23 protein-coding genes and 1 riboswitch are annotated in these 21,484 nt (G+C 65.1%); of the genes, 5 read left to right on the forward strand and 18 right to left on the reverse strand.

What is annotated here, in order from left to right:
• Positions 1 to 79: 79 nt before the first annotated feature.
• The 10 genes from PYR64_RS12530 to hemE form a co-directional block, all read right to left on the reverse strand.
• Positions 80 to 1,300, reverse strand: a complete 1,221-nt coding sequence (locus PYR64_RS12530; protein ID WP_275775515.1) for a glycoside hydrolase family 3 N-terminal domain-containing protein — start codon at positions 1,298 to 1,300, stop codon at positions 80 to 82.
• A gap of 156 nt (positions 1,301 to 1,456) precedes the next feature.
• Positions 1,457 to 2,770 (reverse strand): glutamate-1-semialdehyde 2,1-aminomutase, encoded by a 1,314-nt coding sequence (gene hemL, locus PYR64_RS12535; protein ID WP_018776503.1) that lies wholly within the window; start codon positions 2,768 to 2,770, stop codon positions 1,457 to 1,459.
• A gap of 57 nt (positions 2,771 to 2,827) precedes the next feature.
• Complete coding sequence (locus PYR64_RS12540; RefSeq protein WP_275775516.1) at positions 2,828 to 3,904, reverse strand: LLM class flavin-dependent oxidoreductase; 1,077 nt, start codon at positions 3,902 to 3,904, stop codon at positions 2,828 to 2,830.
• A complete protein-coding gene (hemB, locus tag PYR64_RS12545) occupies positions 3,904 to 4,884 on the reverse strand; it encodes a porphobilinogen synthase (protein WP_018776505.1) in 981 nt (326 codons plus the stop codon). The genes PYR64_RS12540 and hemB overlap by 1 nt, the downstream gene beginning before the upstream one ends.
• The gene (locus tag PYR64_RS12550; RefSeq protein WP_064721660.1) at positions 4,881 to 5,744 is read right to left on the reverse strand and encodes a uroporphyrinogen-III synthase; all 864 of its coding nucleotides are present in this window, start codon (positions 5,742 to 5,744) and stop codon (positions 4,881 to 4,883) included. Before PYR64_RS12550 ends, hemB begins: the two co-directional genes overlap by 4 nt.
• A gap of 61 nt (positions 5,745 to 5,805) precedes the next feature.
• Positions 5,806 to 6,804, reverse strand: a complete 999-nt coding sequence (hemC, locus tag PYR64_RS12555) for a hydroxymethylbilane synthase (protein WP_275775518.1) — start codon at positions 6,802 to 6,804, stop codon at positions 5,806 to 5,808.
• Positions 6,801 to 8,024, reverse strand: coding sequence for a ferrochelatase (locus PYR64_RS12560; RefSeq protein ID WP_110503889.1), 1,224 nt, complete (start codon positions 8,022 to 8,024; stop codon positions 6,801 to 6,803). Before PYR64_RS12560 ends, hemC begins: the two co-directional genes overlap by 4 nt.
• A complete protein-coding gene (gene hemQ / locus PYR64_RS12565; protein ID WP_018776509.1) occupies positions 8,021 to 8,722 on the reverse strand; it encodes a hydrogen peroxide-dependent heme synthase in 702 nt (233 codons plus the stop codon). Before hemQ ends, PYR64_RS12560 begins: the two co-directional genes overlap by 4 nt.
• A gap of 72 nt (positions 8,723 to 8,794) precedes the next feature.
• Positions 8,795 to 10,282, reverse strand: coding sequence for a protoporphyrinogen oxidase (gene hemG / locus PYR64_RS12570; protein ID WP_275775519.1), 1,488 nt, complete (start codon positions 10,280 to 10,282; stop codon positions 8,795 to 8,797).
• Between the two features lie 5 nt (positions 10,283 to 10,287).
• Entirely contained in the window at positions 10,288 to 11,403 is a 1,116-nt protein-coding gene (hemE, locus tag PYR64_RS12575) for a uroporphyrinogen decarboxylase (RefSeq protein ID WP_275775520.1), read from the reverse strand.
• A gap of 157 nt (positions 11,404 to 11,560) precedes the next feature.
• Here hemE and PYR64_RS12580 point away from each other — a divergent pair, with 157 nt between their 5' ends.
• Positions 11,561 to 12,883: a glutamyl-tRNA reductase gene (locus tag PYR64_RS12580; protein ID WP_018776512.1), complete on the forward strand. Its 1,323-nt coding sequence runs from the start codon at positions 11,561 to 11,563 to the stop codon at positions 12,881 to 12,883.
• 12 nt (positions 12,884 to 12,895) lie between these two features.
• Here the strand turns inward: PYR64_RS12580 and PYR64_RS12585 are convergent, their stop codons facing one another.
• Together PYR64_RS12585 and moeB are read right to left on the reverse strand one after the other, a co-directional pair.
• Positions 12,896 to 13,885 carry an SDR family NAD(P)-dependent oxidoreductase gene (locus PYR64_RS12585; protein WP_275775521.1) on the reverse strand — a complete coding sequence of 330 codons (990 nt, stop codon included), beginning with the start codon at positions 13,883 to 13,885 and terminating at the stop codon, positions 12,896 to 12,898.
• A 38-nt stretch (positions 13,886 to 13,923) separates the two neighbouring features.
• Entirely contained in the window at positions 13,924 to 15,126 is a 1,203-nt protein-coding gene (gene moeB, locus PYR64_RS12590) for a molybdopterin-synthase adenylyltransferase MoeB (protein WP_110503886.1), read from the reverse strand.
• Between the two features lie 6 nt (positions 15,127 to 15,132).
• On the opposite strand from moeB, the gene PYR64_RS12595 reads away from it, so the two are divergent.
• The 3 genes from PYR64_RS12595 to PYR64_RS12605 are packed head-to-tail and all read left to right on the forward strand — an operon-like array spanning position 15,133 to position 16,481.
• Entirely contained in the window at positions 15,133 to 15,867 is a 735-nt protein-coding gene (locus PYR64_RS12595) for a TetR/AcrR family transcriptional regulator (protein ID WP_218670569.1), read from the forward strand.
• Between the two features lie 50 nt (positions 15,868 to 15,917).
• Complete coding sequence (locus tag PYR64_RS12600) at positions 15,918 to 16,142, forward strand: DUF3107 domain-containing protein (RefSeq protein WP_018776516.1); 225 nt, start codon at positions 15,918 to 15,920, stop codon at positions 16,140 to 16,142.
• Between the two features lie 36 nt (positions 16,143 to 16,178).
• The gene (locus PYR64_RS12605; RefSeq protein WP_018776517.1) at positions 16,179 to 16,481 is read left to right on the forward strand and encodes a membrane protein; all 303 of its coding nucleotides are present in this window, start codon (positions 16,179 to 16,181) and stop codon (positions 16,479 to 16,481) included.
• 49 nt (positions 16,482 to 16,530) lie between these two features.
• Here the strand turns inward: PYR64_RS12605 and PYR64_RS12610 are convergent, their stop codons facing one another.
• The 4 genes from PYR64_RS12610 to thiO form a co-directional block, all read right to left on the reverse strand.
• Complete coding sequence (locus tag PYR64_RS12610) at positions 16,531 to 16,875, reverse strand: 4a-hydroxytetrahydrobiopterin dehydratase (protein ID WP_189075201.1); 345 nt, start codon at positions 16,873 to 16,875, stop codon at positions 16,531 to 16,533.
• A gap of 46 nt (positions 16,876 to 16,921) precedes the next feature.
• The gene (locus PYR64_RS12615) at positions 16,922 to 17,719 is read right to left on the reverse strand and encodes a thiazole synthase (RefSeq protein ID WP_039242222.1); all 798 of its coding nucleotides are present in this window, start codon (positions 17,717 to 17,719) and stop codon (positions 16,922 to 16,924) included.
• Positions 17,720 to 17,722: 3 nt separating this feature from the next.
• On the reverse strand, positions 17,723 to 17,959 hold the full coding sequence (thiS, locus tag PYR64_RS12620; RefSeq protein WP_018776520.1) for a sulfur carrier protein ThiS: 237 nt from the start codon (positions 17,957 to 17,959) through the stop codon (positions 17,723 to 17,725).
• Positions 17,956 to 19,191 (reverse strand): glycine oxidase ThiO, encoded by a 1,236-nt coding sequence (gene thiO, locus PYR64_RS12625; RefSeq protein WP_275775522.1) that lies wholly within the window; start codon positions 19,189 to 19,191, stop codon positions 17,956 to 17,958. The genes thiS and thiO overlap by 4 nt, the downstream gene beginning before the upstream one ends.
• Positions 19,184 to 19,303: riboswitch (TPP riboswitch) on the reverse strand. It overlaps the preceding gene by 8 nt.
• Before the next feature lie 27 nt (positions 19,304 to 19,330).
• On the opposite strand from thiO, the gene thiE reads away from it, so the two are divergent.
• Positions 19,331 to 20,017 carry a thiamine phosphate synthase gene (thiE, locus tag PYR64_RS12630; RefSeq protein ID WP_275775523.1) on the forward strand — a complete coding sequence of 229 codons (687 nt, stop codon included), beginning with the start codon at positions 19,331 to 19,333 and terminating at the stop codon, positions 20,015 to 20,017.
• Positions 20,018 to 20,133: 116 nt separating this feature from the next.
• Here thiE and PYR64_RS12635 read toward each other — a convergent pair whose 3' ends face one another.
• Both PYR64_RS12635 and PYR64_RS12640 read right to left on the reverse strand, forming a co-directional pair.
• A complete protein-coding gene (locus tag PYR64_RS12635) occupies positions 20,134 to 20,616 on the reverse strand; it encodes a CGNR zinc finger domain-containing protein (RefSeq protein ID WP_275775524.1) in 483 nt (160 codons plus the stop codon).
• A 41-nt stretch (positions 20,617 to 20,657) separates the two neighbouring features.
• Positions 20,658 to 21,470, reverse strand: coding sequence for an alpha/beta fold hydrolase (locus PYR64_RS12640; RefSeq protein ID WP_275775527.1), 813 nt, complete (start codon positions 21,468 to 21,470; stop codon positions 20,658 to 20,660).
• Positions 21,471 to 21,484: the final 14 nt, after the last annotated feature.

Consider the following 21,484-nt stretch of genomic DNA (forward strand, 5'->3'; position numbering starts at 1 on the left):
GAAGCCCTGCCCTTCCCGACGATCATGCCAATGCCCGTCACTGGAAGGGCGGGGCTTTTTTACTGCTCGTGCGCCGGTCCTACTGACCGTTCTTGATCCGCAGCACCGTCAGGGCGGCAGCGTCCACCTTGGCGCGGAAGGCGGGGTCCGCCTGGGCCTTCTTCACTACAGCCTGGTGCATCGCCGGAATGCTGGTGGGATCAGCACAGACCAGCATGGTTCCTCCGGCACCAAAGAAGCTCAGCGCACGGTCGGCATCTGACCAAGCCTCCAACTGAGCCGCGCTGCACAGGTCATCCGACAGGACAATGCCCTTGAATCCGATATCTCCGCGCAGCATCGTGTCCATCACCATGGGCGAAAACGGTGCGATATTGGCGGGATCGATTTTGTCGTAATAGGCATTGGAGATCATGACCCATTTGGTGTCCGACGCGACCGCTGCCTTGAAAGGCCCCAGGGCAGGATCGGTGCGGGTTGTAGCGCTGTCCCGCACATGGCTGGTGACATCGGTATTTGGCACAACGCGTCCCAGACCCGGAAAGTGCTTCACCACCGGCGCTACCCCTGCGTCCTTCATGCCAGCGGCGAAGGCGTTTCCCAGCTCCGAGACCGTCTCCGGCGCAAAGCCGTACTCACGTTGGAAATGGCCAATGGGACCGTTGGAGGGTGCAAACTGAGCACTGGTCACGGTGTCCAGAACAGGAGCAAGGTTGACGTTGACTCCCACGCCGAGAAGCTCCCTCCCCCACACCGCGGCATCGGCCCGAATCTTCGCCGGACCCGATGCTGCCTGCACCAAGGCTGTGGGAATGGTGGAGAACCCTGGCCCGGAGAGAACCTGGACAAATCCGCCCTCTTGGTCAGTTGCGACAAACAGGGGAACACCGCCGGTGGTCGCCGGCGAAACGGTCCCGGTCAGCGAGGAAACGACGGCAGCCGTGGCTGAAGTGCCGGCTTTGCTTCGCCCGCTGAGGTACACGTTCCCTGCATGGTATTTTTTCAGCGCTTCCATGGTGCCCGGCTCGGCGCCCGTAGCCTTGGCCGCCACCATGAACAGCTGCCCGACACGCTGCTCAAGGCTTAACGCCGCAAGTTGTTGCTCGGCAGGTGACGGGGTCCCGGCCGTGGGTGCCGGTGCAGCGGTAGTCGCCGGGGAGGGTGTTGCCGTCGCCGGGCTTGGCTGCGATGAGGCGGGCGCCTGCGACGTTCCCGCTGCGGACGATGGCCCGCCCGATCCTGTCCCGGTTGAACAGCCTGACGCGATGGCGACGAAGGCTCCAGCGGCGACGATGCTCATACTGAGGGATGCAATTGTGTGGGACTTGCGCATGGTAAACCGTAATTCGTTGGGGTTGGGTTTCCACTTACGAGCCTACCCTGAGCGGGCACGGCAATGCCCCGGGCAATTGCAGACCGTAAATGCCGGTCGCAACTGCCCGGGGCATCGGACGGACTAGGCCGAGGCAGCCGCCTTCGCAGCGGCAGGGAGGGCTTCGATGATGCGGTTCATCGCGGCATCGTCATGGGCCGCGGACAGGAACCAGGCCTCAAAAACCGACGGCGGCAGGTACACACCCGAGTCCAGCATGGAGTGGAAGAACGGCGCGTAGCGGAAGCTCTCCTGTCCTTGGGCGTCGTCGTAGTTGTGCACACCGTGGGCCGAGGTACCGAAAGCAACGGAGAACAGGTTGCCTGCCCTTTGAATGGAGTGGTCCACCCCTTCAGCGTCCAGCGCGGAGGACAGTGCGGCTGAGAGTTCCAGTGATCGGGCATCCACGTAGGCGTAGACCTCGGGAGTTGCATGGCTCAGGGTCGCGACGCCCGCTGCCATGGCCACAGGGTTTCCGGACAAGGTGCCGGCCTGGTACACCGGGCCCACGGGAGCGAGGTAGTCCATGACGTCGGCACGGCCGCCGAGTGCCGCCGTCGGCATTCCACCGCCGATGACCTTGCCGAAGGTGAGCAGGTCCGGGGCCCAACCTTCCTGGCGGCCTGTCAGTCCCCAGTAGCCGGCGTAGCCGGTGCGGAATCCCGTGAGGACCTCGTCGAGGATGAGCAGGGCACCGTGTTCCTTGGTGATGCGGGACAGCCCGGCGTTGAAGCCCTCGCCGGGGGTGACAACACCCATATTGGCGGGCGCCGCTTCGGTGATGACGGCAGCGATGTTCCTGCCGTGCGCAGCGAACGCGGCCTCGACGGCGTCGAGGTCGTTGTACGGCAGCACCAAAGTCTCCGCCGCGGTAGCCTCGGTGACCCCGGCGGATCCCGGCAATGCCAAAGTTGCGACGCCGGAGCCTGCCGCTGCCAGCAGACCGTCCAGGTGGCCGTGGTAGCAACCGGCAAACTTGATGATCAGGTTGCGGCCGGTAAAGCCGCGGGCAAGGCGCACTGCGGTCATGGTCGCCTCGGTGCCCGTGGACACCATGCGCAGGCGCTCGACGGCGGAGACGCGCTCCTTGACGATTTCGGCCAGATTGGCTTCGTCCGGGGTGGACGCACCGAAGGACAGTCCCCTATCCACGGCAGCGTGGACGGCGTCGAGCACGGCCGGGTGCGCGTGGCCCAGCAGTGCAGGGCCCCACGAACATACCAGGTCAACGTACTCCTGCCCGTCGGCATCGGTCAGGTAGGCACCCTTGGCGGACACCATGAACTTCGGGTTTCCCCCCACGGAGCCGAAGGCGCGCACGGGCGAGTTCACGCCGCCGGGCATCAGGGACCGTGCGCGGTCGAAGAGCTGATCGGACACAGGGGTGTTTGACGTCATGGTTCCTATTCTTTCAGTGATTCGAGGCGGGTCGTGCCGCCCGGAGGTGGAGATGGCTCAGGCCGAAGCCAGCAGCTCGGCAACCCGCGGAGCCACCTCGGTGCCGTAGAGCTCGATGCAGCGCATCATGGATTGGTGGGGCAACGTCCCGTTGCTGTACTTCAGGTCAAAGCGATCCACGCCCAGGTTCCGCTTGAGCAGGGCGATTTTCTGCGCCACGGTTTCCGGCGAGCCAACGTAGAGCGCACCTTCAGGGCCGCACATGGCATCAAATTCGCCACGGTTTCCCGGACCCCAACCACGCTCGGCTCCGATCCGGTTGCGCTGTTCGAGCCAGTGCGGAAAGAGCTCCTCGCGGGCGGCCTCGTCGGTATCGGCGATGAATCCCGGTGAGTGCGTCGCGATCTGGCGCATGGGGTGCCCGTACTTGGCCATGGCTTCGCGGTAGAGGTTGACCAAGGGCGCAAAGCGGCGCGGTTCTCCCCCGATGATCGCGAAGATGATGGGGTAACCGTATTCGGCGCAGCGCAACACTGATTCAGGGGTTCCGCCTACGCCGATCCAGGCCGGCAGCAGGTGGTGCTGCAGCTTCGGGTACACCTGCAGCCCGTTGACGTTCGGCCTGGTGCGCCCTTCCCAGTGCACGGGCTTCTGCGCCCGCACTTTGTCGAAGAGTTCCAGCTTCTCTTCGAAAAGGACCTCGTAGTCAGCCAGGTCCAGTCCGAACAACGGGAAGGACTCTATGAACGAGCCCCGCCCCAGCATCACTTCTGCCCGTCCGTTGGACAGCGCGTCAACAGTGGCGAATCGTTGGAAGACGCGGATGGGGTCATCCGAACTGAGCACGGTCACGGCGGAGCCCAGCCGGATGCGTGAGGTCACCGCCGCTGCCGCGGCCAGGAAGACCTCGGGCGCGGACACCGCGAAATCGCGGCGGTGGTGTTCTCCCACGCCAAAGGCATGGATTCCGACGGCGTCAGCCAGCTTTGCTTCCTCCAGCAGTTCGCGCAGGACTTGGGCGTGCTCCTTGGGGTTCCCGTCGGCGTCGAGTCCCGCATCGCCGAAGGTGTTGACGCCGAGCAGTATCTGGTCCGCCGCAACCGGGGCCGTGGGATCGGAGGAAACGGATGTCATCAGGACTCCTTCAGCCAGCCTGCCAGTTCGGAGGCCCAATAAGTAAGGACGGTGTCGGCTCCGGCACGCTTGATCCCGAGCACGGATTCGGTAATGGCGCCGCGCCTGTCGATCCAGCCGTTGGCCGCAGCCGCTTCGATCATGGCGTACTCGCCCGAGATTTGGTAGGCCGAGACCGGCACGGGGCTCATGGCAGCCACGTCAGCCAGGATGTCCAGGTAGCTCATGGCCGGCTTGACCATGACCATGTCCGCGCCTTCTTCGAGGTCCAGCTCCACTTCCAGGATGGCCTCCCGGCGGTTGGCCGCATCCATCTGGTAGGTCCGGCGGTCGCCCTTGAGCTGGGAATCGACAGCCTCACGGAACGGGCCGTAGAACGCGGACGCGTATTTGGCGGCGTAAGCCAGCACCGCTGTGTTCTTGTTGCCTGATTCCTCCAGAGCCTGGCGGATGACGGCGATTTGGCCGTCCATCATGCCCGACGGGCCCAGCACGTGCGCACCTGCTTCCGCCTGTGCTACGGCCATCCGGCCGTAGATCTCCAAGGTGGCGTCGTTGTCCACGTAGCCTTCGGCATCCAGCACGCCGCAGTGGCCGTGATCGGTGAATTCGTCCAGGCAGACATCGCCCATGATCACCAGGTCATCGCCGACTTCGGCTTTGACGTCGCGGATGGCTTTGTTCAGGACGCCGTCGGGATCGAGGGAGGCTGTGCCCCGGGCATCGCGGACCGCAGGTACGCCGAACAGCATGATGCCGCCCACGCCCAGTTCCACAGCTTCGGCGGCTGCGCGCTTCAACGAATCGGTGGTGTGCTGGACGACGCCGGGCATGGAGCTGATGGGGCTCGGTTCCGTGAGGCCTTCACGAATGAACGCCGGAAGGATCAGGTCGGCCGGAGCCAACCTGTTTTCTGCTGTGAGCCGGCGCATCGCGGCAGTGGTGCGCAAGCGGCGGGGACGATGGTTCGGAAAGCTCATTGCGGGTTCCCTTCGTTGGCGAAAACAGATTCGAGGGCGGCCACGATGCCGTCCGGGGTTGGTTCTTTGGCTGTAGCAGCCACGGTGAGGTGGAGCCGCGAGGCTTCTGCCGCCGTCGGGCGTCCGATCGCGATGAAACGGCACGTACCCAAGGACGGAAACAAGGCGGCGATCCGCCGTGCGGCACTGGGCGAGGCAGCAACAACCGCGTCCACGGTCCCGGCGTCGATCGCCTTTCGGGCATCGGCGGGTTCCAGGACGGCCGCTATGACTCGGGTGGAGTGCACGGCGTCTGAATTCACGACGGCGGCAGGAACCTCCGCGGTCACGCGCACTTCTTCGCGGGCCGGATAGTCCACCGTGTGGTAGGCAACAACTGCGGTGACGTCCGCTCCTTTCGCGGCCAGACCCTCCCTCAGCCTTGGCGCTGCGATGTCGGCCTGTGGGAGGAAAACCCGCGACGACGCTGGTTCCCACACCTGCAACAGCCCCTCGGCGGACTGGACGTCAGTCGGCGCCAAGTCAACGACGAGCCCTACGGACTCCAAAACCTGGCGGGATGAGTGGCCAATGGTGGCCACTTTGGTCCCGGCGGGCAGCAGCTCTGCGATGGCCAAGCCGCGCCCGGCTGCCTTTTCCAGCAAGACCCGCACCGTGGTGATGCTGCTGATGACCAGCCAGTCGAAGCCACCGGCAGAAAGCCTGTCCAGACCGGTGTCGAGTTCGGATTGGTCACGTGCCTGTTCGAAATCGATCAACGGCAGCACCAGCGGCTCCGCGCCACGGTCGCCCAGGGCGTCCGCCAGCGGCTGGGCCCGGTCCGCGCTCCTGGTGATCAGGATGCGCCGACCGGCCAGCACTGCTGGTTTTCCCGGGCCTGGGTTTAACGGGTCCGGGATTTCGGGCCAGGGGTTTGCTGACTCAGGACGCTGCAAGATCCGCGATCTCCGCGGCACCCGCAGCCAGGAGAAGCTCAGCAACTTCAATGCCCAGCAACGTAGCTCCCACTTCGGTCAAGCCGTCGGTAGCCTTCTTCTCGCGGACCGTCTTGGTGCCGTCAACGGCGCATACCACGGCCTCCAGGTGCAGCATGCTGCCTTTTCGGAAGGCATAGGCGCCAACAGGAGCTGCGCAGCCGGCCTCGAGCCGGGCCAACACGGCACGTTCCGCTGTCACGGCAAGACGGGTGTCGTCGTCGTTCAATGCCGCCAGGGCCTGTGCGAGCACGCCGTTGGAACCCTCGGTGTTGCCAGCCCGCCGGGGGGCGTCGTCCGTGCGGCATTCGATGGCCAGTGCGCCCTGTCCGGGTGCAGGCAGCATCACGTCCGTCTCGAAGAACTCGCTCACCGAGTCCAGCCGGTCGATGCGTTCCAGGCCGGCGGCCGCCAGCACGACGGCATCGAGGTCGCACGTTTTGCCGGGGACAACCTCATCCGTCGGATTTCCGGGAAGTCCCGGCACGCGGCCCAGGCGGGTATCAACGTTGCCGCGGATATCCAGCACCTCAATATCCGGGCGGGCGGCCCGGAGTTGCGCTGCGCGGCGGGGAGACCCGGTGCCTACTTTGGCGCCTCCAGGCAATTGAGCGAGCGTCATGCCATCGCGGGCACACAGGACATCCCGGACGTCCACGCGTTGCGGCGTGGCGGCGATGGTCAGGCCTACTGCAGCGCCAGTGGGCAGGTCCTTCAAGGAATGGACGGCAACATCGCAGCTGTTGGCCAGCAAAGCATCACGCAGCGCGGCAACAAAGACGCCGGTGCCACCCATTTGGGACAGGGACCCGGTCTTGACGTCGCCCTCGGTCCTGATGTGCACAAGCTCCACCGGGAAGCCGCCAACCGCAGCCAGTTTGTCGGCGGTTTGCTGCGTCTGCGTCAGGGCCAGCTTGCTCGCCCTGGTGCCGATGCGCACGGTCACTTGGCTGCCTCCGACGCTGGATAGGGGTCGTGGCGGGTTCCGATCGTGGTTCCGGCTTCGGAAATGACGGGCTTGGCCCCGCGGAAATTCTCGCAGCAGTTAGGCCGGCACACGTCGTACCAAGGGCCCAGGTCCGTGACATGCGGACGGTCTGCGATGTTGTTGTCCACGGTCCGTTCGCAGATGAGGTCCACGAGTCCCGAAACGAAGGCGGCGTGCGTGCCCGGTGTGGGAACACGGGTTGCCGCAATGTCCAGGTTCTTGCAGGTTTCCAGTGCTTCGGTGTCCAGGTCCCAGGCAACTTCCATGTGGTCGCTCACGAAACCGAGGGGAACAATGACTACACCGCGGACGCCCTGGGGCGCAATCTCCTCAAGGTGGTCGTTGATGTCCGGCTCCAACCACGGAATGTGCGGTGCACCGGAGCGTGACTGGTACACAAGATCCCAGGCGACGTTGGGTGCCACGACATCCATGATGGCTTTGGCGTTGGCCAGGTGCTGGGCGGCGTATGCGGAGCCCTCGGCGAATTCGCGGGGCTCGTCCTCGGAGCGGCCGGCGGCCTCGGCGTCACGCGTGGGGATGGAGTGCGTGGCGAAAAGGACGCGGATCTTCGAGTCCGGGTCGGCTTCCCCGGCAGCGGCGAGCTTTCCCCGGATCTCTTCCAAGCCGGCGGCAGTCCCCTCAAGGAAGGGCTGGACCACGCCAGGGTGGTCGAAGTACTGGCGGATCTTGTCCACCTGGAGCTTGCCGTCCAAACCTGTCTCCGTCAGCGCAATGCCGATGTCTTCACGGTACTGGCGGCAGCTGGAGTAGCAGGAGTAGATGCTGGTGGTGAGCATCAGGATACGGCGATGACCGGCGTCGTAGGCGTCCTGCAGGACCGGCGCGATGTACGGGTCCCAGTTGCGGTTCCCCCACAGGACCGGCAGTTCGATACCGCGGTTGGCCAGTTCAGCCTCGATGGCGGCTTTCAGCTCACGGTTCTGCTGGTTGATGGGGCTGATGCCACCGAAAGCGCGGTAGTGGTGGGAAACCTCTTCGAGCCGCTCGTCGGGGATTCCGCGTCCCCGGGTCACGTTGCGCAGGAAGGGAATGACATCTTCCTGGCCTTCGGGACCACCAAAGGATGCGAGCAATACGGCATCGTAGTTTCGGGGTTCCTGGCGACCACGTTCGGTCACTTCGTTCAGGTCGGTGGAGATAACGGGCGTGCTCATGCCAGGACCTCTGCAATCTCCGCTGCGGTGACGCGGCGGCCGGTGTAGAACGGAATTTCTTCGCGGACGTGGTTGCGGGCGTCAGTTGCGCGGAGGTGGCGCATGAGGTCCACGAGGTCTACGAGTTCAGGTGCTTCGAGGCCGAGTATCCACTCCCAGTCACCCAGCGCGAAGGAGGAGACCGTGTTGGAGATGACCTGGGGGAATTCCCGGCCCAGCATGCCGTGCTCCCGCAGCATGGCGCCACGTTCTTCGGCGGGCAGGATGTACCACTCGTAGGAACGGACGAACGGGTAGACACAGAGCCAGGTGCTGGGCTCAACCCCGCGGGCGTAAGCGGGGACGTGGCTCTTGGAGAATTCGGCTTCGCGGTGCACGCCCATGGCGGACCAGACGATCTCGGTTCCGGCGAAGAGTTTGCTGCGGCGGATGGAGCGGACGGCGGCCTGCAGGTCCTCCGGCTTGGCTCCATGGAGCCACACCATGATGTCGGCGTCCGAGCGCATGGCCGAGACGTCGTAGCTGCCGCGCAGGACTACGCCGTCGGCGGCAAGTTTTTCGACCAGGGCTTCAAATTCCTGGGCAGCATCGCCGCTGCGCAGGACGTCGGCCGAGCGTTTGAATACAGTCCAGAGCGTAAAGAACTGCTCTTCGGTTTCAGCAGTTTTAGTGACAGATTCGACAGAAGTGTGGCTCATGGTTCAAGTTTGCCCCGTGCCAGCCGCTAAGTCGAAACGGATCAGTTCTACAAGCCGTAGAAGTGACGCAAATCACGGAAACGAAGGTTCTTCCGCGCTTCCTTGGGCGAGCTGGCGCCGCGTGTCCGCCACCACCGCAGCCAGGCCATTCCCGGCCAACCAACCGCCGACGACCACCAGGCCGTCGGCTGCGGCACAAGCCTCCCGGACCTGGGCTACGCGCTGTTTATGACCGACGGCGGCAAAAGGCAACGCCCCAGCCCACCGCACGACATCCCAATCAACGACGTCTGCACTGGTCACCGGCACCGTCAGCAGGGCCGAGGCGTCCGCCAAGGATGCAGCCAGGAGGGATTCGTCATCCAGAACAAGGTCCGCTCCCCCGCCGGCTTCCTCGCGCCGGCCATAGGAAAGACGCAGGACATGCGTGCCCGGCCCTGCTTCTTCGGCCAGCCAATCCCACTTTGCCGTGGCGTGGGTCAGCGCTTTGGCCTTGATCCCGGGGGTTTGCGGCGCCACGAGGATGCCGGTCCCGCGCGGACGACTATCCAGCTCCGGCAGATCCACAACCAGGGTCACCAGGCTCACCAGCGGTCCGGGAGCGGGACGCAAGGCGGCCAACTCAGGCAAGGACTTCTCCAGAAGCCCAACGGCGGCCGGACCGTCCAGCGCAACGACCAGGCGATCGGCGTCGTACGTCGAACCTCCGGCGGTGACCCGCCAGCCGGCGCGGGTTTTCATCACGTCCTCGGCGCGCTTGTCGAGCACCAGGTCCACATCCCGTTCCCGGAGGTCGGCTACCAGCGCGGTCACCAGGGTGTTCATGCCACCTATAAGGCCGGCGACGGCGGAGCCCGCCTTCGCCGGACCGCTACCGGACCGGCCGCTGCCGGTTTTCGCGATGCCGGATTTCCGCTGCGCGGCTACCGCTGCGGCAAGCGAACCGTGTTTGCGCAGACCCGCCCGAAGTCCCGGCGCGACCATATCAACGTCCAGGAGAGCAGGATCGGCCGAATGGACACCGCCCACCACGGGCGAGACAAGCCGGTCAAGTACTTTCTTGCCCATCCGGGCGGCGACCAGCGAAGCGACGCTGGTGACCTCGGAGGATGTCCCCACCGATGCCGGCAGCCAACGGTCAAGGGAAGCTCGCACTGCTCCCACGAATCCCAGTGAACGCCGGACTTCCGGGTCCCACGGATTCGCGGGAATTCCCAGCACACCTGTTTTGGGCAGTTCCTGCGGACCGTCAGGCAGCTGTACCCAGGCCCCTCCCGGGTGGGGAGCCACGATCTGTTCCGCCAGGCCGAGTTCACGCGCGAGGTCGGCCACCGCCGGAGACCGCGTGGCGAAGGACTCCGCTCCGCTGTCCAGGTGCAGACCGGCGACTACGTGGCCCCCGACGCAGCCTCCCCACGCTCCGGTCGCTTCCAGCACGGTGACGGAAGTGCCGGCCATGGCCAGTTCCCGCGCTGCGAGGAGCCCCGAGATTCCGCCGCCCACCACCACTGCCCTGGCTTCCGGCGCGAGTTGTTTGGGCGTTGAGTGTCCGCCGCGCACGTGCCCTACTTGGCGGGGATCGAGTGGATGAGCTCCACAACGCGGGTAAGCACGGTGGGATCGGTTTCCGGCGGTACTCCATGGCCAAGGTTGAGCACGTGCGCAGGGGCGCCGGCGCCGGCAGCGATGACTTCCCGGACGTGCGCCTCCAGCACTTCCCAGGGTGCCGAAAGCAGCGCGGGATCGATGTTGCCCTGCAATGGAACCGTCCCGCCCAGGCGCCGGTTGGCTTCATCCAGGGGCAGTCGGTAATCGACGCCGACAACATCCACGCCGACATCACGCATGGCGACCAGGAGCTCGGAGGTTCCGGTTCCGAAATGGATCAACGGCGCACCAAGCCCGCGGACGTGGTCCAGCGCACGGGTCGAAGCCGGCGCAACGTACTTGGTGTAGTCGGCCAGACCCAAGGAACCGGCCCAGGAGTCGAAGAGCTGGCCTGCGGAAGCACCCGCTTCGAGCTGTGCCTGGAGGAACAGTCCGGACGCGTCGGCAGCCCAGTTGGCCAGCGCGGTCCAGGTCTCAGGGTCGGCGTGCATCATGGTCCGCGGGCCCAGGTGGTCGCGGGAAGGCTTGCCCTCAACCATGTAGGCGGCAAGCGTGAACGGGGCGCCGGCAAATCCGATGAGCGGCGTCGTGCCGAGCTCGGCAACAGTAAGGCGGACGGCTTCGCGGATGGGCTCCAGGGCTTCCCACGTCAGCTTGGGAAGAGCAGCGACATCCTCCGCGGTTCGCACCGGCTTGTCCAGGACCGGACCAACGCCCGGAACGATGTCCACGCCGACCCCTGCCAGCTTCAAGGGGATGACGATGTCCGAGAAGAAGATGGCGGCATCGACGTCGTGGCGACGAACGGGCTGAAGCGTGATTTCGGATGCCAGCTCCGGCCTCAAGCACGAATCCAGCATTGCAACGCCCTCGCGGACCTTGAGGTATTCGGGCAGGGAACGGCCCGCCTGGCGCATGAACCACACCGGCCTGCGTGAGGGCTTGCCGCCACGGTAGGCCGTGATCAACGGTGAGTCCGAGGTCCGGCCGTCCTTCAGCGGGTGGTTGGCGTCGAGGCTACCCGCCGGGGAGTTGGAGGCCGTACTCTTGGATGCTGCCGTGCTAGAAGTCATGCCTTTGATTGTGCCGAAAATCCGGGACAAAAGATAACGACAAACTGTCACGTCAGCCCGGCGAAGGCAGTTGTGTCGCGGATCACCGGCCTCCGTGGGGATCCCCACGGCGCCATATTGTTCTACCGGGCTACGAAAAAGCTATGATTGGGGTGCTGTGGTTCTTTTCTCATTGGTGGCTACACACGCCGACATCGACCTCGAAACCGTCGCTCAGTTGAGCAACGGTTCCTCTGGGCTTGCCTCGGCAGCCCTGACTGATTCCCCCGTGGTGTCCGGAGCGGTGGTACTCGCCACCTGCAACCGCTACGAGGTTTACGGCGAAACGGCCAACGGGGCTGACCTCGAAGCAGCCCGTTCCGCCCTCGTTTCCCAGATCAGCGAGCTCAGCGGACTCAACGAACAACTCGTCTCGCGCTCCTTCGCTACCCACACAGGTCCCGAGGTCACCCGCCACCTCTTCGCTGTAAGCGCCGGGTTGGACTCTGCCGTGGTGGGTGAGCGTGAAATCGCCGGCCAAGTACGCCGGGCACTCATCACAGCCCAGCAGGAAGGGACAGCGAGCTCCGGGCTTGTTCGGCTCTTCCAGGCTGCATCCAAGACAGCCAAGGACGTTGGCGCACAGACCGCCCTCGGTTCCCGCGGCCTGTCCATCGTCTCCGTGGCCTTGGACCTCGCGACGGACCTTGCCGAGAATGACGACTGGTCCACCAAGAAAGTCGTGGTCTTCGGAACGGGCGCCTATGCCGGTGCCACCATGTCCCTCCTGCGGGAACGCGGCTGCACGGACATCTCCGTCTATTCTTCTTCCGGCCGCGCCGAAGCTTTCGTCGCCACCCGCGGCGGCAACGCGCTCGACGCCGACACGCTCCCCGCTGCTGTGGCCGCCGCCGACGTCATGATCGGCTGCAGTGGCTCTGACAACCGGGTCGAAGCCGCGGACCTTGAGCGTGTCCGCGCCAACTCGGGCAAGCCGTTGATTGCCATCGACCTTGCCCTCACCCACGATTTTGATCCCGCAGTTGGTGAACTGGAAGGCGTCGAATTGCTGACCCTTGAGTCGGTTCGGCTCGCCGCACCACAGGAGCAGGCGGAGTCGCTGTCCCAAGCCAGCGCAATCGTCACAGGCGCTGCCGCCTCCTTCGAGTCCGAACGCGAAGCCCGTTCCGTCGACACAGCCATTGTCGCGTTGCGCCGCCACACCATGAACGTCCTGGACGCCGAGATGGAGAAGGTACGCGCCCGGCACGGCTGCACCGCTGCCGCCGAGGAGGTGGAGTTCGCCCTTCGGCGCATGGTCAAGCAGCTCCTCCACATCCCCACGGTCCGAGCCCGCGAGCTCGCGGCCAACGGCCAGCAAGACGATTACGTCGCAGCCCTTGAGGCCCTGTACGGCATCCAGGTGGAGCAACCGCAGGCAGCGGCCGCGGCCACGGAATGCCCCGTGGACCACGACCAGCTACGTTCTGAAAGCGCCTGAGCCACACCCGGCCTACGCGAAAGCGTTTATCCCCGTCAGCTCTGCCGACAACGCCCAAAGCTTCTTTGCGTCCGCCTTGTCGACGGCGTGGGCGTCCACTCCCTGGTAGCGGGCCAAGGGAGACTCCTTGTCAGTGGGTTTGGCTATATCGCAGTCTTCGCAGTAGACGCCACCCTTGCCATTGAGGGCCTCCGAGGTGGCAGCCCACACGGACGTCGCCGCACCTTGTTCAGGGGTCTTGAATCCTTCGCGGACGTTGCCTTCTGCATCCATCCAGCCCGCTGCCACCATTTCTTCCTTGGGCAGGTGCCGCTGCAACTCGGTCATGATGCCACCGGGGTGGACCGCGAAGGCCCGTACGCCAGAGCCTCGGCCGAGGTGGTCGAGTTCCACCGCCAAGAGGGAATTGGCAGTCTTGGCCTGGCCATAGGCCTGCCATTTGTCATAGGAAGTGCTGAAGTTGAAGTCGTCGAACCGGACCGGAGAGAGCTTGTGGCCTGTGGAAGACAACGACACGACGCGCGCACCGCCTGAGGCCACCAACGCCGGCCACAACAGATTCACCAGCGTGTAGTGCCCCAGGTGGTTCGTCGCGAACTGGGCTTCCCATCCCGGCCCGACCCGTTGTTCCGGGCTGGCCATGATGGCAGCGTTGTTGATCAGGATGTCCAGCTTGTTGTGGTCAGCCAGGTATCGCGCGGCGAAGTCCTTGACGCTGTCCTGGTCGGCAAGGTCCATGTGCTCCACCTGGACGTCCGCGGACAGGCCAGCGTCCGCCAGTACAGAACGGGCGTGCTCCAGGCGCCTGGCGGGTACTGTCACCTCTGCCCCTGCCGCGACCAAGGCACGCACAGTCTCCAGCCCAAGCCCGGAATAGCCACCCGTGACGATGGCGGACTTGCCGCGCAGGTTGATTCCGTCGATGACCTCCATGGCCGTGGTTCCGTGTCCAAACCCGGAGCCGAGGGGCCGCTGTTCTGTTTGTGTCCGTTCTTCGCTCATGCTTGAGCTTCCCAGAGAAGCCGGGATACGGGCAATGGTCAGTACACGGGCTTGGCGGGCTCCACCTGCCGCACCCAGGCGAGAATACCGCCGTCGAGGTGCTTGACGCGGCTGTAGCCGGCCTTCTGTGCGGCTTCCAGCACCGTTGCCGAGCGCGTGCCCGCCTTGCAGTGGAAAACGATGTCCTTGTCCTGCGGAAGTTCCACCCACGCCTCGCCGGACAGGATCCGGCCCTGCGGAATGAGCACCGAACCGTCGATGCTCACAATGCTGTGCTCTCCGGATTCGCGGACGTCGACGAGCTCAAAGTCCCGCTCCCCCGCTTCGCGCTCGGCCAGCATCCGGGCAAGTTCGGTCGCGGTCACGGTGTGGTCCTGGTCCGTGGCGGCAGCGGGTGTCACACCACAGAATGCCTCGTAGTCGGTCAGTTCCGTGATGGGCTCGGCTTCCGGGTCCTTGGACACCTTGATCTCGCGCCAGCTGCCGCCAAGGGCGTCGAACAGCGCCACCCTGCCAAGCAAGGAACGTCCGACGCCGGTAATCAGCTTTACGGCTTCTGTCACCATGAGCGAGCCGACCGCCGCGCACAACATGCCGAAAACGCCGCCCTCACCGCAGGACGGCACGGAGCCTGCCGGAGGGGCCTCGGGGTAGAGATCCCTGTAGCTGGGTCCGTGCTGGGCCCAGAAAACGCTGACCTGGCCATCGAAACGGAAGATGGAACCCCACACGTAGGGCTTGCCAAGGATCGCAGCAGCGTCATTGACCAGGTACCGGGTTGCGAAGTTGTCCGCGCCGTCAAGGATGAGGTCGTACTGCGCGAAGAGTTCCAATGCGTTGGAGGAGTCCAGGCGGATGTTGTGAAGGACCACGTTGACCAGGGGGTTCAGCTCCGCGATTGCACGGCGGGCCGATTCGATCTTGGGGGTGCCTACATCCTTGACTCCGTGGATGACCTGGCGCTGGAGGTTGCTGAGGTCGACGTCGTCGTCGTCGACGATCCCCAGCGTTCCCACGCCGGCGGCGGCCAGGTAAAGCAGGGCGGGCGAGCCAAGGCCTCCTGCGCCAATGACAAGAACCTTCGCATTCTTGAGCCTGCGTTGGCCCACGGCTCCGATTTCCGGAATGATGAGATGCCGTGAGTACCGCTCAACCTCGGCCGGCGAGAGCTCGGCGGCCGGTTCGACAAGGGGCGGCAGGACGGTGGGCGCAGCGGAGTGGGCAGCAACAATTGAGGCCATACCCCAATGTATGCCTGCCGATGCCGCCCGGTCATATTACCCACCGGTAGAGTGGTCATAACTGCAAAGGAAAGGCGGCAGACTGTGGCTGACGGCACACGGGCAAACGATGGGGCACCCGCAAAGCAGGAACGGACCGGTTCACCTCGTTCACCAAGGTTGCCGCGGGACGAACGCCGGGCACAGCTGCTGAACGCCGCCTTGGAAGTCTTCGTCTCCAACGGCTTCCACGGCGCGGCAATGGACGAGATCGCAGAAACTGCGCACGTCAGCAAGCCGGTGCTCTACCAGCACTTCCCGTCCAAACGCGAGCTGTACATGGCGCTCCTGGACAGCCATCTGGCAACCCTGACGGATTTGATGCTCGGTGCACTGAACTCCACCACGGACAACAAGGAGCGCGTCAAGGCCGTCATGCGCGCCTATTACAGGTTCATTGCGGACGACGACCAGGCGCACCGCCTTGTGTTTGAGTCCGACCTCATCAACGATCCCGATGTCAGCTCCCGTCTGGAGACGTTCAACAAGACGTTCGCCGACGCCGTCGCCCATGTCATTGCCGAGGACACCAAACTCCCGCCCCTCGAAGCCCAGCTCCTGGGTCGCGGCCTGGCAGGAATGGCCCAGGTCAGCGCCCGTTATTGGCTTGAAACGGACGGAAACCTGGACCTCGATGTCGCCAGCGATCTGATCTATCGTTTAGCTTGGCGCGGAATCAGTCGATTCCCCAAAGAGTCCTAGGCTACAAATAGAGGACTGACTTAACACTTGATTGGCTTGGAGGCCTTGCTGTGGAAGTAAAGATCGGCATTCAGAACGTTGGCCGTGAAATTGTGCTCGAATCCGCCCTGGACGCTGACGCCGTAGCCAAGATCGTGGCCGAGGCCGTGTCCAAGGGCTCGGAACTGCGGCTTACCGATGAGAAAGGCCGCCAGGTCATCGTTCCGGGCAACGTGCTGGGATACGTGGAAATCGGCGCCGAGGAAGTCCGCCGGGTCGGCTTCGGCGCCCTCTAGCGTTCACCGTCCCGCCTTCGTCCGCTAAGGAGTCTCATGCTTTCACTTGTCATCGTGGTTCTGGCCACCGTTGCTGCCGGTTTCATCGTGTGGGCCACCGATAAGCGGCACAGCAGGTACGGGATTGCATTGCCCGCAGGCATTGCGGCCGCTGTTGGCACCCTGAGCTGGATTGCTTTCATCAGTGCCGGACTGGGCTACCAGCCGGGCGCGACATGGATCCCCTGGGTCCTGCCAATCGTGCTCGGAAGTGCAGCGGCAGCGGGCATTGTGGTCTATCTGGGACGGACCCGCACCAAGCATGATACTGAGGCGCTGACCAAGGCCCTGCGGCTCTAGGCTCGAAAAACAGCAGTGACCATCACCCACGGGTGATGGTCACTGCTGTTTAAGGGCCCTCGGCGCCCGGATAGCGACCCGGCTCAGCGAGGGCACCCGTGGCCGATGCTGCCTCACTTACGGAGGCGGCAGCAGCAAGGTCGCGTTGGGTTACCTGTCCGCCGGCGTCATGGGACACGTAACGCAGGAAGACCCTGTTGTACCGCCAGTCAAGATCCGGATGGTGGTTCTGCTCTTCGGCGATCTGTCCAATGGCCGCGATGAGGGCCAAAGCCTCGGCCGCCGTCGACGTCTTGTAAACGGTTACGAGGCCGTTTTGGAGCTTCCACCCCGGGAGGTCCTTGAGAGCGGCTTCGACCGCTGCCGGGGGCACCGGTTCTTTCCTGTTAACCATGGTTGCTCCTTCGTTGCGGGGAACCCGGCCCGGGAGAAACCCGGCTTTAGAGGAACTCCGCCCGGCCTTCCATGGCCGAGGACGCCAAGGCGTGCTCACGACGCGGAATCCGGCCTGCCTGTTTGGCCAGCCTACCGGCGATGACGGCGTGTTTGAAGGCTTGACCCATCTGCACAGGGTTCTGCGCGCGGGTCACTGCGGTCGCCAGCAGGACCGCGTCACAGCCCAGTTCCATGGCAAGTGCGGCGTCGGAAGCTGTTCCGATCCCGGCGTCCAGCACCACCGGCACGGAGGCCCGGGACACGATGAGTTCTATGTTGTGCGGGTTCAGGATGCCCAGGCCGGTCCCGATGGGCGAGCCCAGCGGCATGACTGCCGTGGCGCCGAGGTTCTCGAGGCGGAGGGCAAGCACGGGATCGTCGTTGGTGTAGGCGAACACTTTGAAGCCGCGGTTCACCAATTGCTCGGTGGCGTCCACCAGTTCAACAGCGTCAGGGAGCAGCGTGTGCTCGTCCGCGATGACTTCCAGCTTGACCCAGTCGGTCTCCAGCGCCTCGCGTGCCAGTTCCGCCGTCATCACGGCGTCCTTCGCCGTGAAACAGCCTGCGGTGTTCGGGAGGACCCGGATGTTGTTGTCCACCAGCAGCTGGAACAGCGAACCGGTTTCGGCCGGCGAATAGCGTCGCATGGCCACGGTGGTGAGCTCGGTTCCGGATGCCAGGAGCGCGGCTCCGAGCCCGTCCAGGCTCGGCGCACCTCCCGTTCCCATGATCAGGCGGGACCCGAATTCGACGCCGTCGATCACCAAGGCGTCAGTACGGATTTCGGTGCTTGCTGTGGTCATGGTTCAGCCTCCCTGTACTGCGGTAACGAGTTCGAGTTCATCGCCGTCGGCCAGCGGAGTAGCCGCCCACTGGCTGCGCGGCACCACCTCGGAATTGCGGGCGACGGCGACACCCAGCTTCCCGCCGTCGGCCGCCTGTCCACGGTGGTCGAGTACGCGGCCGGTGACGGCCGTGACGAGCGTGCTGACGGAGGCGTCGGCGGGCACCTGGCGGACGGCGCCGTTGAGTTTGATGTTCATACTGTTTCCTTGCTGTGGAGTTGAGAGCGACGCGCGGTTGCACTGAAACGGTCGGGCCGGAAGATGGACCAGCGGGGATCAGGGGAACCGGTGAGCAGCTCCCCCACGATCATGGCGGCCGCGGGGGTCAGGAGGACGCCATGCCGGAAGAACCCGGTGGCCACCACCAGGCCTGCGATGTCCCCGCTTGAACCGGCTACGCGGCCCAGCAACGGAGCGTTATCCGGAGTCCCTGGCCTGGCGCGCGCAGTTGCTTCCAGGAGTTCAAGTTCGGCCACCGCGGGAACCAATACCTGGGCGTCCCTAAGGAGCTGGTAAACCCCGCCGGCAGAGACTGCGTTGGAGGCCGCCGACAAGCCGTCCTCCCGTTGGGTAGCTCCGATGACTACGGTTCCGTCGTCCCTGGGAACGATGTAAACGGGCACCCCGCGGACCATGCCACGAACAGTGGCAGTGAGCAGCGGTTGGAGGTGCGCGGGGACCCGAAGCCTGAGGATGTCCCCGTAGACCGGCCTGACCGGAAGTTCAAGACCCTCAGGAAGGCCGGCGAGCGCGGGGGCGCCCAGCCCGTTGGCCACCACGGTTTCGCCGGCCACGACGGATTTGCCGGATTCGAGCTCCACTCCGGCTACCTGGTCCCCGTCCCACAACAGGCCGTGCGCGGACTCTGCAACGGCAAATCCTTCCCTGGCGCCGCCTACCCACGTGCCATCGCCGGATGAATGCGCGGCCAGCCCTGCCATGAGGCACTCCGCCAGCTTCCGTGGATCCACCTGGTGATCGGCGGGTATATCAAAGGCACAGGAAATTTGCGGGCTAAGGAGCGGTTCGCGTTCCCTGGCGGTCCGCAACGGCAACGGTTCGACCCCCAGGCCCGCCGCGAGCTGGACGGTGCGAAGGTCCGCGAGCGCGCGGCGGTCGGCGGCATCGGCACCCACGGCGAGGGTCGGCGTCGTGCGGTATCCGGTATCTTCCACAGGCCGGTGAAGGCCGCCGGCAAACGAAGGCCACAACCGGGATGACTCGAGCATGAGCTCCAGGAGGTCTTCTTCCTGGTAGTGCAGCTCGCTCACGGGCGCCAACATTCCGGCAGCAGCAAATGTCGCACCGGTGGCGGGTGCCGGATCGATGAGTGCTACGGAGCGGCCCAGCTTCCGAGCCTGGTGGGCGATGCCCAGTCCGATGACGCCTCCGCCGATAACGGCAACATCCGCGTGAATGGCTTCTGCCATCTGTTTCCTTCCCTACGCCGGTACTAGCCGGATCAGGTCAAGCGGTCGGCTCTGAAGCCCTCTCAGCCGGACGGTCATAAAGACGTAGGTCACGGCTCCCGCAGTACGTGCCCAGTTTAGAGGAACTACTGTGGATTCCATGACCCAGCACTCTGCCCTCGCCAGCGCCCGCCTCTACCTGTGCACTGATGCGCGCAAGCGCCAAGGCGATTTCGAAGACTTTGCCGACGCCGCGTTCCAGGGCGGGGTGGACATCATCCAACTCCGTGACAAGACGATCGAAGCCGCCGAGGAATTGGAATTGCTGGCGATCCTGCGTGGCGTCGCAGAACGGCACGGGCGGCTCTGGGCGGTCAACGACCGGGCGGATATTGCCAGTGTTTCCGGGGCTCCGGTGTTCCATGTGGGCCAGAAGGACCTCCCGCTGGAGATTGCCCGCACCTTCCTTCCCCGCCCCGCTTCGATTGGTCTCTCCACCCATACACCTGAGCAGGTAAATGCCGCGATCACGGCTTCGCCGTGCGAGCCTGGACTGGACTATTTCTGCGTTGGTCCCGTCTGGGCGACCCCCACCAAACCCGGCCGTGAGGCGGTGGGAACCGGCCTGGTCACATATGCCGCGGAAGCGATCAAGCGTGCGGAGGAGACCACCGGAGGCGCCGTGGAGGTGCCGTGGTTTGCGATCGGCGGAATCGATCTCGGCAACGTCGAGCAGGTGCTCGCTGCGGGCGCCAGCCGTATCGTCGTCGTTCGCGCCATTACCGAGGCGGAAGATCCGACGGCGGCAGCCAAGTCGCTGCTCGAAGCCCTGGACGCCGCCGCGTAACGGTTCTCCAAACAACAGTCCCAGGCACGCAGACCGTCGCGGTATCGGCAGGTTGTGGCGACAGGGTGAGTCGGGGCTTGCAGATGCCGCAGCCCACCCACCGGATCGGATCAGATTCAGGTGAGCCGATCGCGGTACTGGCGCATCTTGCTCCGCGCCCCGCACGTGTTCATGTCGCACCAGGTCCGGGTCCTGGACCGTGAACTGTCGTAGAACACCCACCTGCACGCTTCCGACGCGCAGGTCCTGAGCCGCTGCCCCGAGCCGGTCAAGCCGTGGAGCAGGAGCGCCCCGACCGCTGCTCCTGCCGGCGAGACCGGCAGGGCGGCCGACGGGGTCAGCGCGAGCCGCCCGTCGTCGTCGACGTGGGGGCCTGCCCAGTGCTCCTGAGCGAGCTGGTTCAGGGCGGATCGCGCTGCCGTGTCGGTACGGTCGGCCAGGAACGCGCGCATGACCTCGCGGGCGTCGCGCAACGAGATGAGATGCTCGAGCGTGGGCTCCCCGTCCCATCCATGCCGGACCAGCCACTCCCGCCCGTCACGGATGGTCGCCAGGGCGTCGGTGCCGTGCAGCAGTGTGGCGCTGTTGCAAAACTCCACGACGACACGCAGCTCCTCGGGCACGGCGGACTGCACGGCGTTCACGCGCTCAGCAGCCTGAGGAGTTCGCCGGGCCGATCCTCCGGCACCATGTGCCCGGCTCCCTCGATGATCGAGAACCGCGCGTGATCCGGAAGCGCCGTGACGAGCCGATGGGCGTAGTCGACACCCAGCCACGCATCTTCCGAGCCCCAGACCACGTGGATCGGGATGTCCAACAGCCGGAGTCGATCCTGTAGCTCGTCGGTGTTCTCCTCGCCGCCTTGGGTGTACTGCCGGTAGAACGCCCGTGCCCCTTCCGCACCCGCCCACTGGCCCGTGTACGAAGCCAGGGCGTCTGCACGCAGACCCACGTGACTGCCGGACCGGATCTTGGCGTCGATCAGGGCAGCGCTAGCCCAGTCGGGGAGCGCCTCGAAGGCCTCGGGGTGCTGGTGGACGGTTTGGAAGAACCCGCCGGCGCCCCACCCACTCACCGTCGCGGCATCGATGAGCGTGAGCGACTCGAAGTTCACGTCGTGCAGGAGCGTCGCCCGCAGCGCGACCGCGCCGCCGACGTCGTGCGCCACGACCCGAGGCGCTGAGACCCCCCAGTGCTCGAGGAGTTCGACGAAGATCGTCGCCTGCTGCCGGAGGCTCACGTCCGGCGCGTTGCGGGTCGACTGTCCGAATCCGAGCATGTCCCAGACGTAGACCCGGTGATCACGAGCAAGCACCGGGGCGATGTCTCTCCAGATGTACGACGAGAAGGGTGTGCCGTGCATCAGAACGAGAGCCGGGCCCTCGCCGACCGAGTTCCATCGCACCGTACCGTCGCCGACGTCGAACCGCTCGGGTAGCGACCAATCGCTCATAGCTTGCCCCTTCC

This window comes from Paenarthrobacter sp. Y-19 (genome assembly GCF_029223985.1).
Taxonomy (GTDB): Bacteria; Actinomycetota; Actinomycetes; order Actinomycetales; family Micrococcaceae; genus Arthrobacter; species Arthrobacter nicotinovorans.

What these genes read in the sequence shown, in the direction of transcription:
- PYR64_RS12530 (WP_275775515.1), bottom strand. Translation starts at nt 1,300, where the DNA reads ATGAGCATCGTCGCCGCTGGAGCCTTCGTCGCCATCGCGTCAGGCTGT.
- hemL (WP_018776503.1), bottom strand. Translation starts at nt 2,770, where the DNA reads ATGACGTCAAACACCCCTGTGTCCGATCAGCTCTTCGACCGCGCACGG.
- PYR64_RS12540 (WP_275775516.1), bottom strand. Translation starts at nt 3,904, where the DNA reads ATGACATCCGTTTCCTCCGATCCCACGGCCCCGGTTGCGGCGGACCAG.
- hemB (WP_018776505.1), bottom strand. Translation starts at nt 4,884, where the DNA reads ATGAGCTTTCCGAACCATCGTCCCCGCCGCTTGCGCACCACTGCCGCG.
- PYR64_RS12560 (WP_110503889.1), bottom strand. Translation starts at nt 8,024, where the DNA reads ATGAGCACGCCCGTTATCTCCACCGACCTGAACGAAGTGACCGAACGT.
- hemQ (WP_018776509.1), bottom strand. Translation starts at nt 8,722, where the DNA reads ATGAGCCACACTTCTGTCGAATCTGTCACTAAAACTGCTGAAACCGAA.
- hemE (WP_275775520.1), bottom strand. Translation starts at nt 11,403, where the DNA reads ATGACTTCTAGCACGGCAGCATCCAAGAGTACGGCCTCCAACTCCCCG.
- PYR64_RS12585 (WP_275775521.1), bottom strand. Translation starts at nt 13,885, where the DNA reads ATGAGCGAAGAACGGACACAAACAGAACAGCGGCCCCTCGGCTCCGGG.
- moeB (WP_110503886.1), bottom strand. Translation starts at nt 15,126, where the DNA reads ATGGCCTCAATTGTTGCTGCCCACTCCGCTGCGCCCACCGTCCTGCCG.
- PYR64_RS12595 (WP_218670569.1), top strand. Translation starts at nt 15,133, where the DNA reads ATGTATGCCTGCCGATGCCGCCCGGTCATATTACCCACCGGTAGAGTG.
- PYR64_RS12605 (WP_018776517.1), top strand. Translation starts at nt 16,179, where the DNA reads ATGCTTTCACTTGTCATCGTGGTTCTGGCCACCGTTGCTGCCGGTTTC.
- PYR64_RS12610 (WP_189075201.1), bottom strand. Translation starts at nt 16,875, where the DNA reads ATGGTTAACAGGAAAGAACCGGTGCCCCCGGCAGCGGTCGAAGCCGCT.
- PYR64_RS12615 (WP_039242222.1), bottom strand. Translation starts at nt 17,719, where the DNA reads ATGACCACAGCAAGCACCGAAATCCGTACTGACGCCTTGGTGATCGAC.
- thiS (WP_018776520.1), bottom strand. Translation starts at nt 17,959, where the DNA reads ATGAACATCAAACTCAACGGCGCCGTCCGCCAGGTGCCCGCCGACGCC.
- thiO (WP_275775522.1), bottom strand. Translation starts at nt 19,191, where the DNA reads ATGGCAGAAGCCATTCACGCGGATGTTGCCGTTATCGGCGGAGGCGTC.
- thiE (WP_275775523.1), top strand. Translation starts at nt 19,331, where the DNA reads ATGACCCAGCACTCTGCCCTCGCCAGCGCCCGCCTCTACCTGTGCACT.
- PYR64_RS12640 (WP_275775527.1), bottom strand. Translation starts at nt 21,470, where the DNA reads ATGAGCGATTGGTCGCTACCCGAGCGGTTCGACGTCGGCGACGGTACG.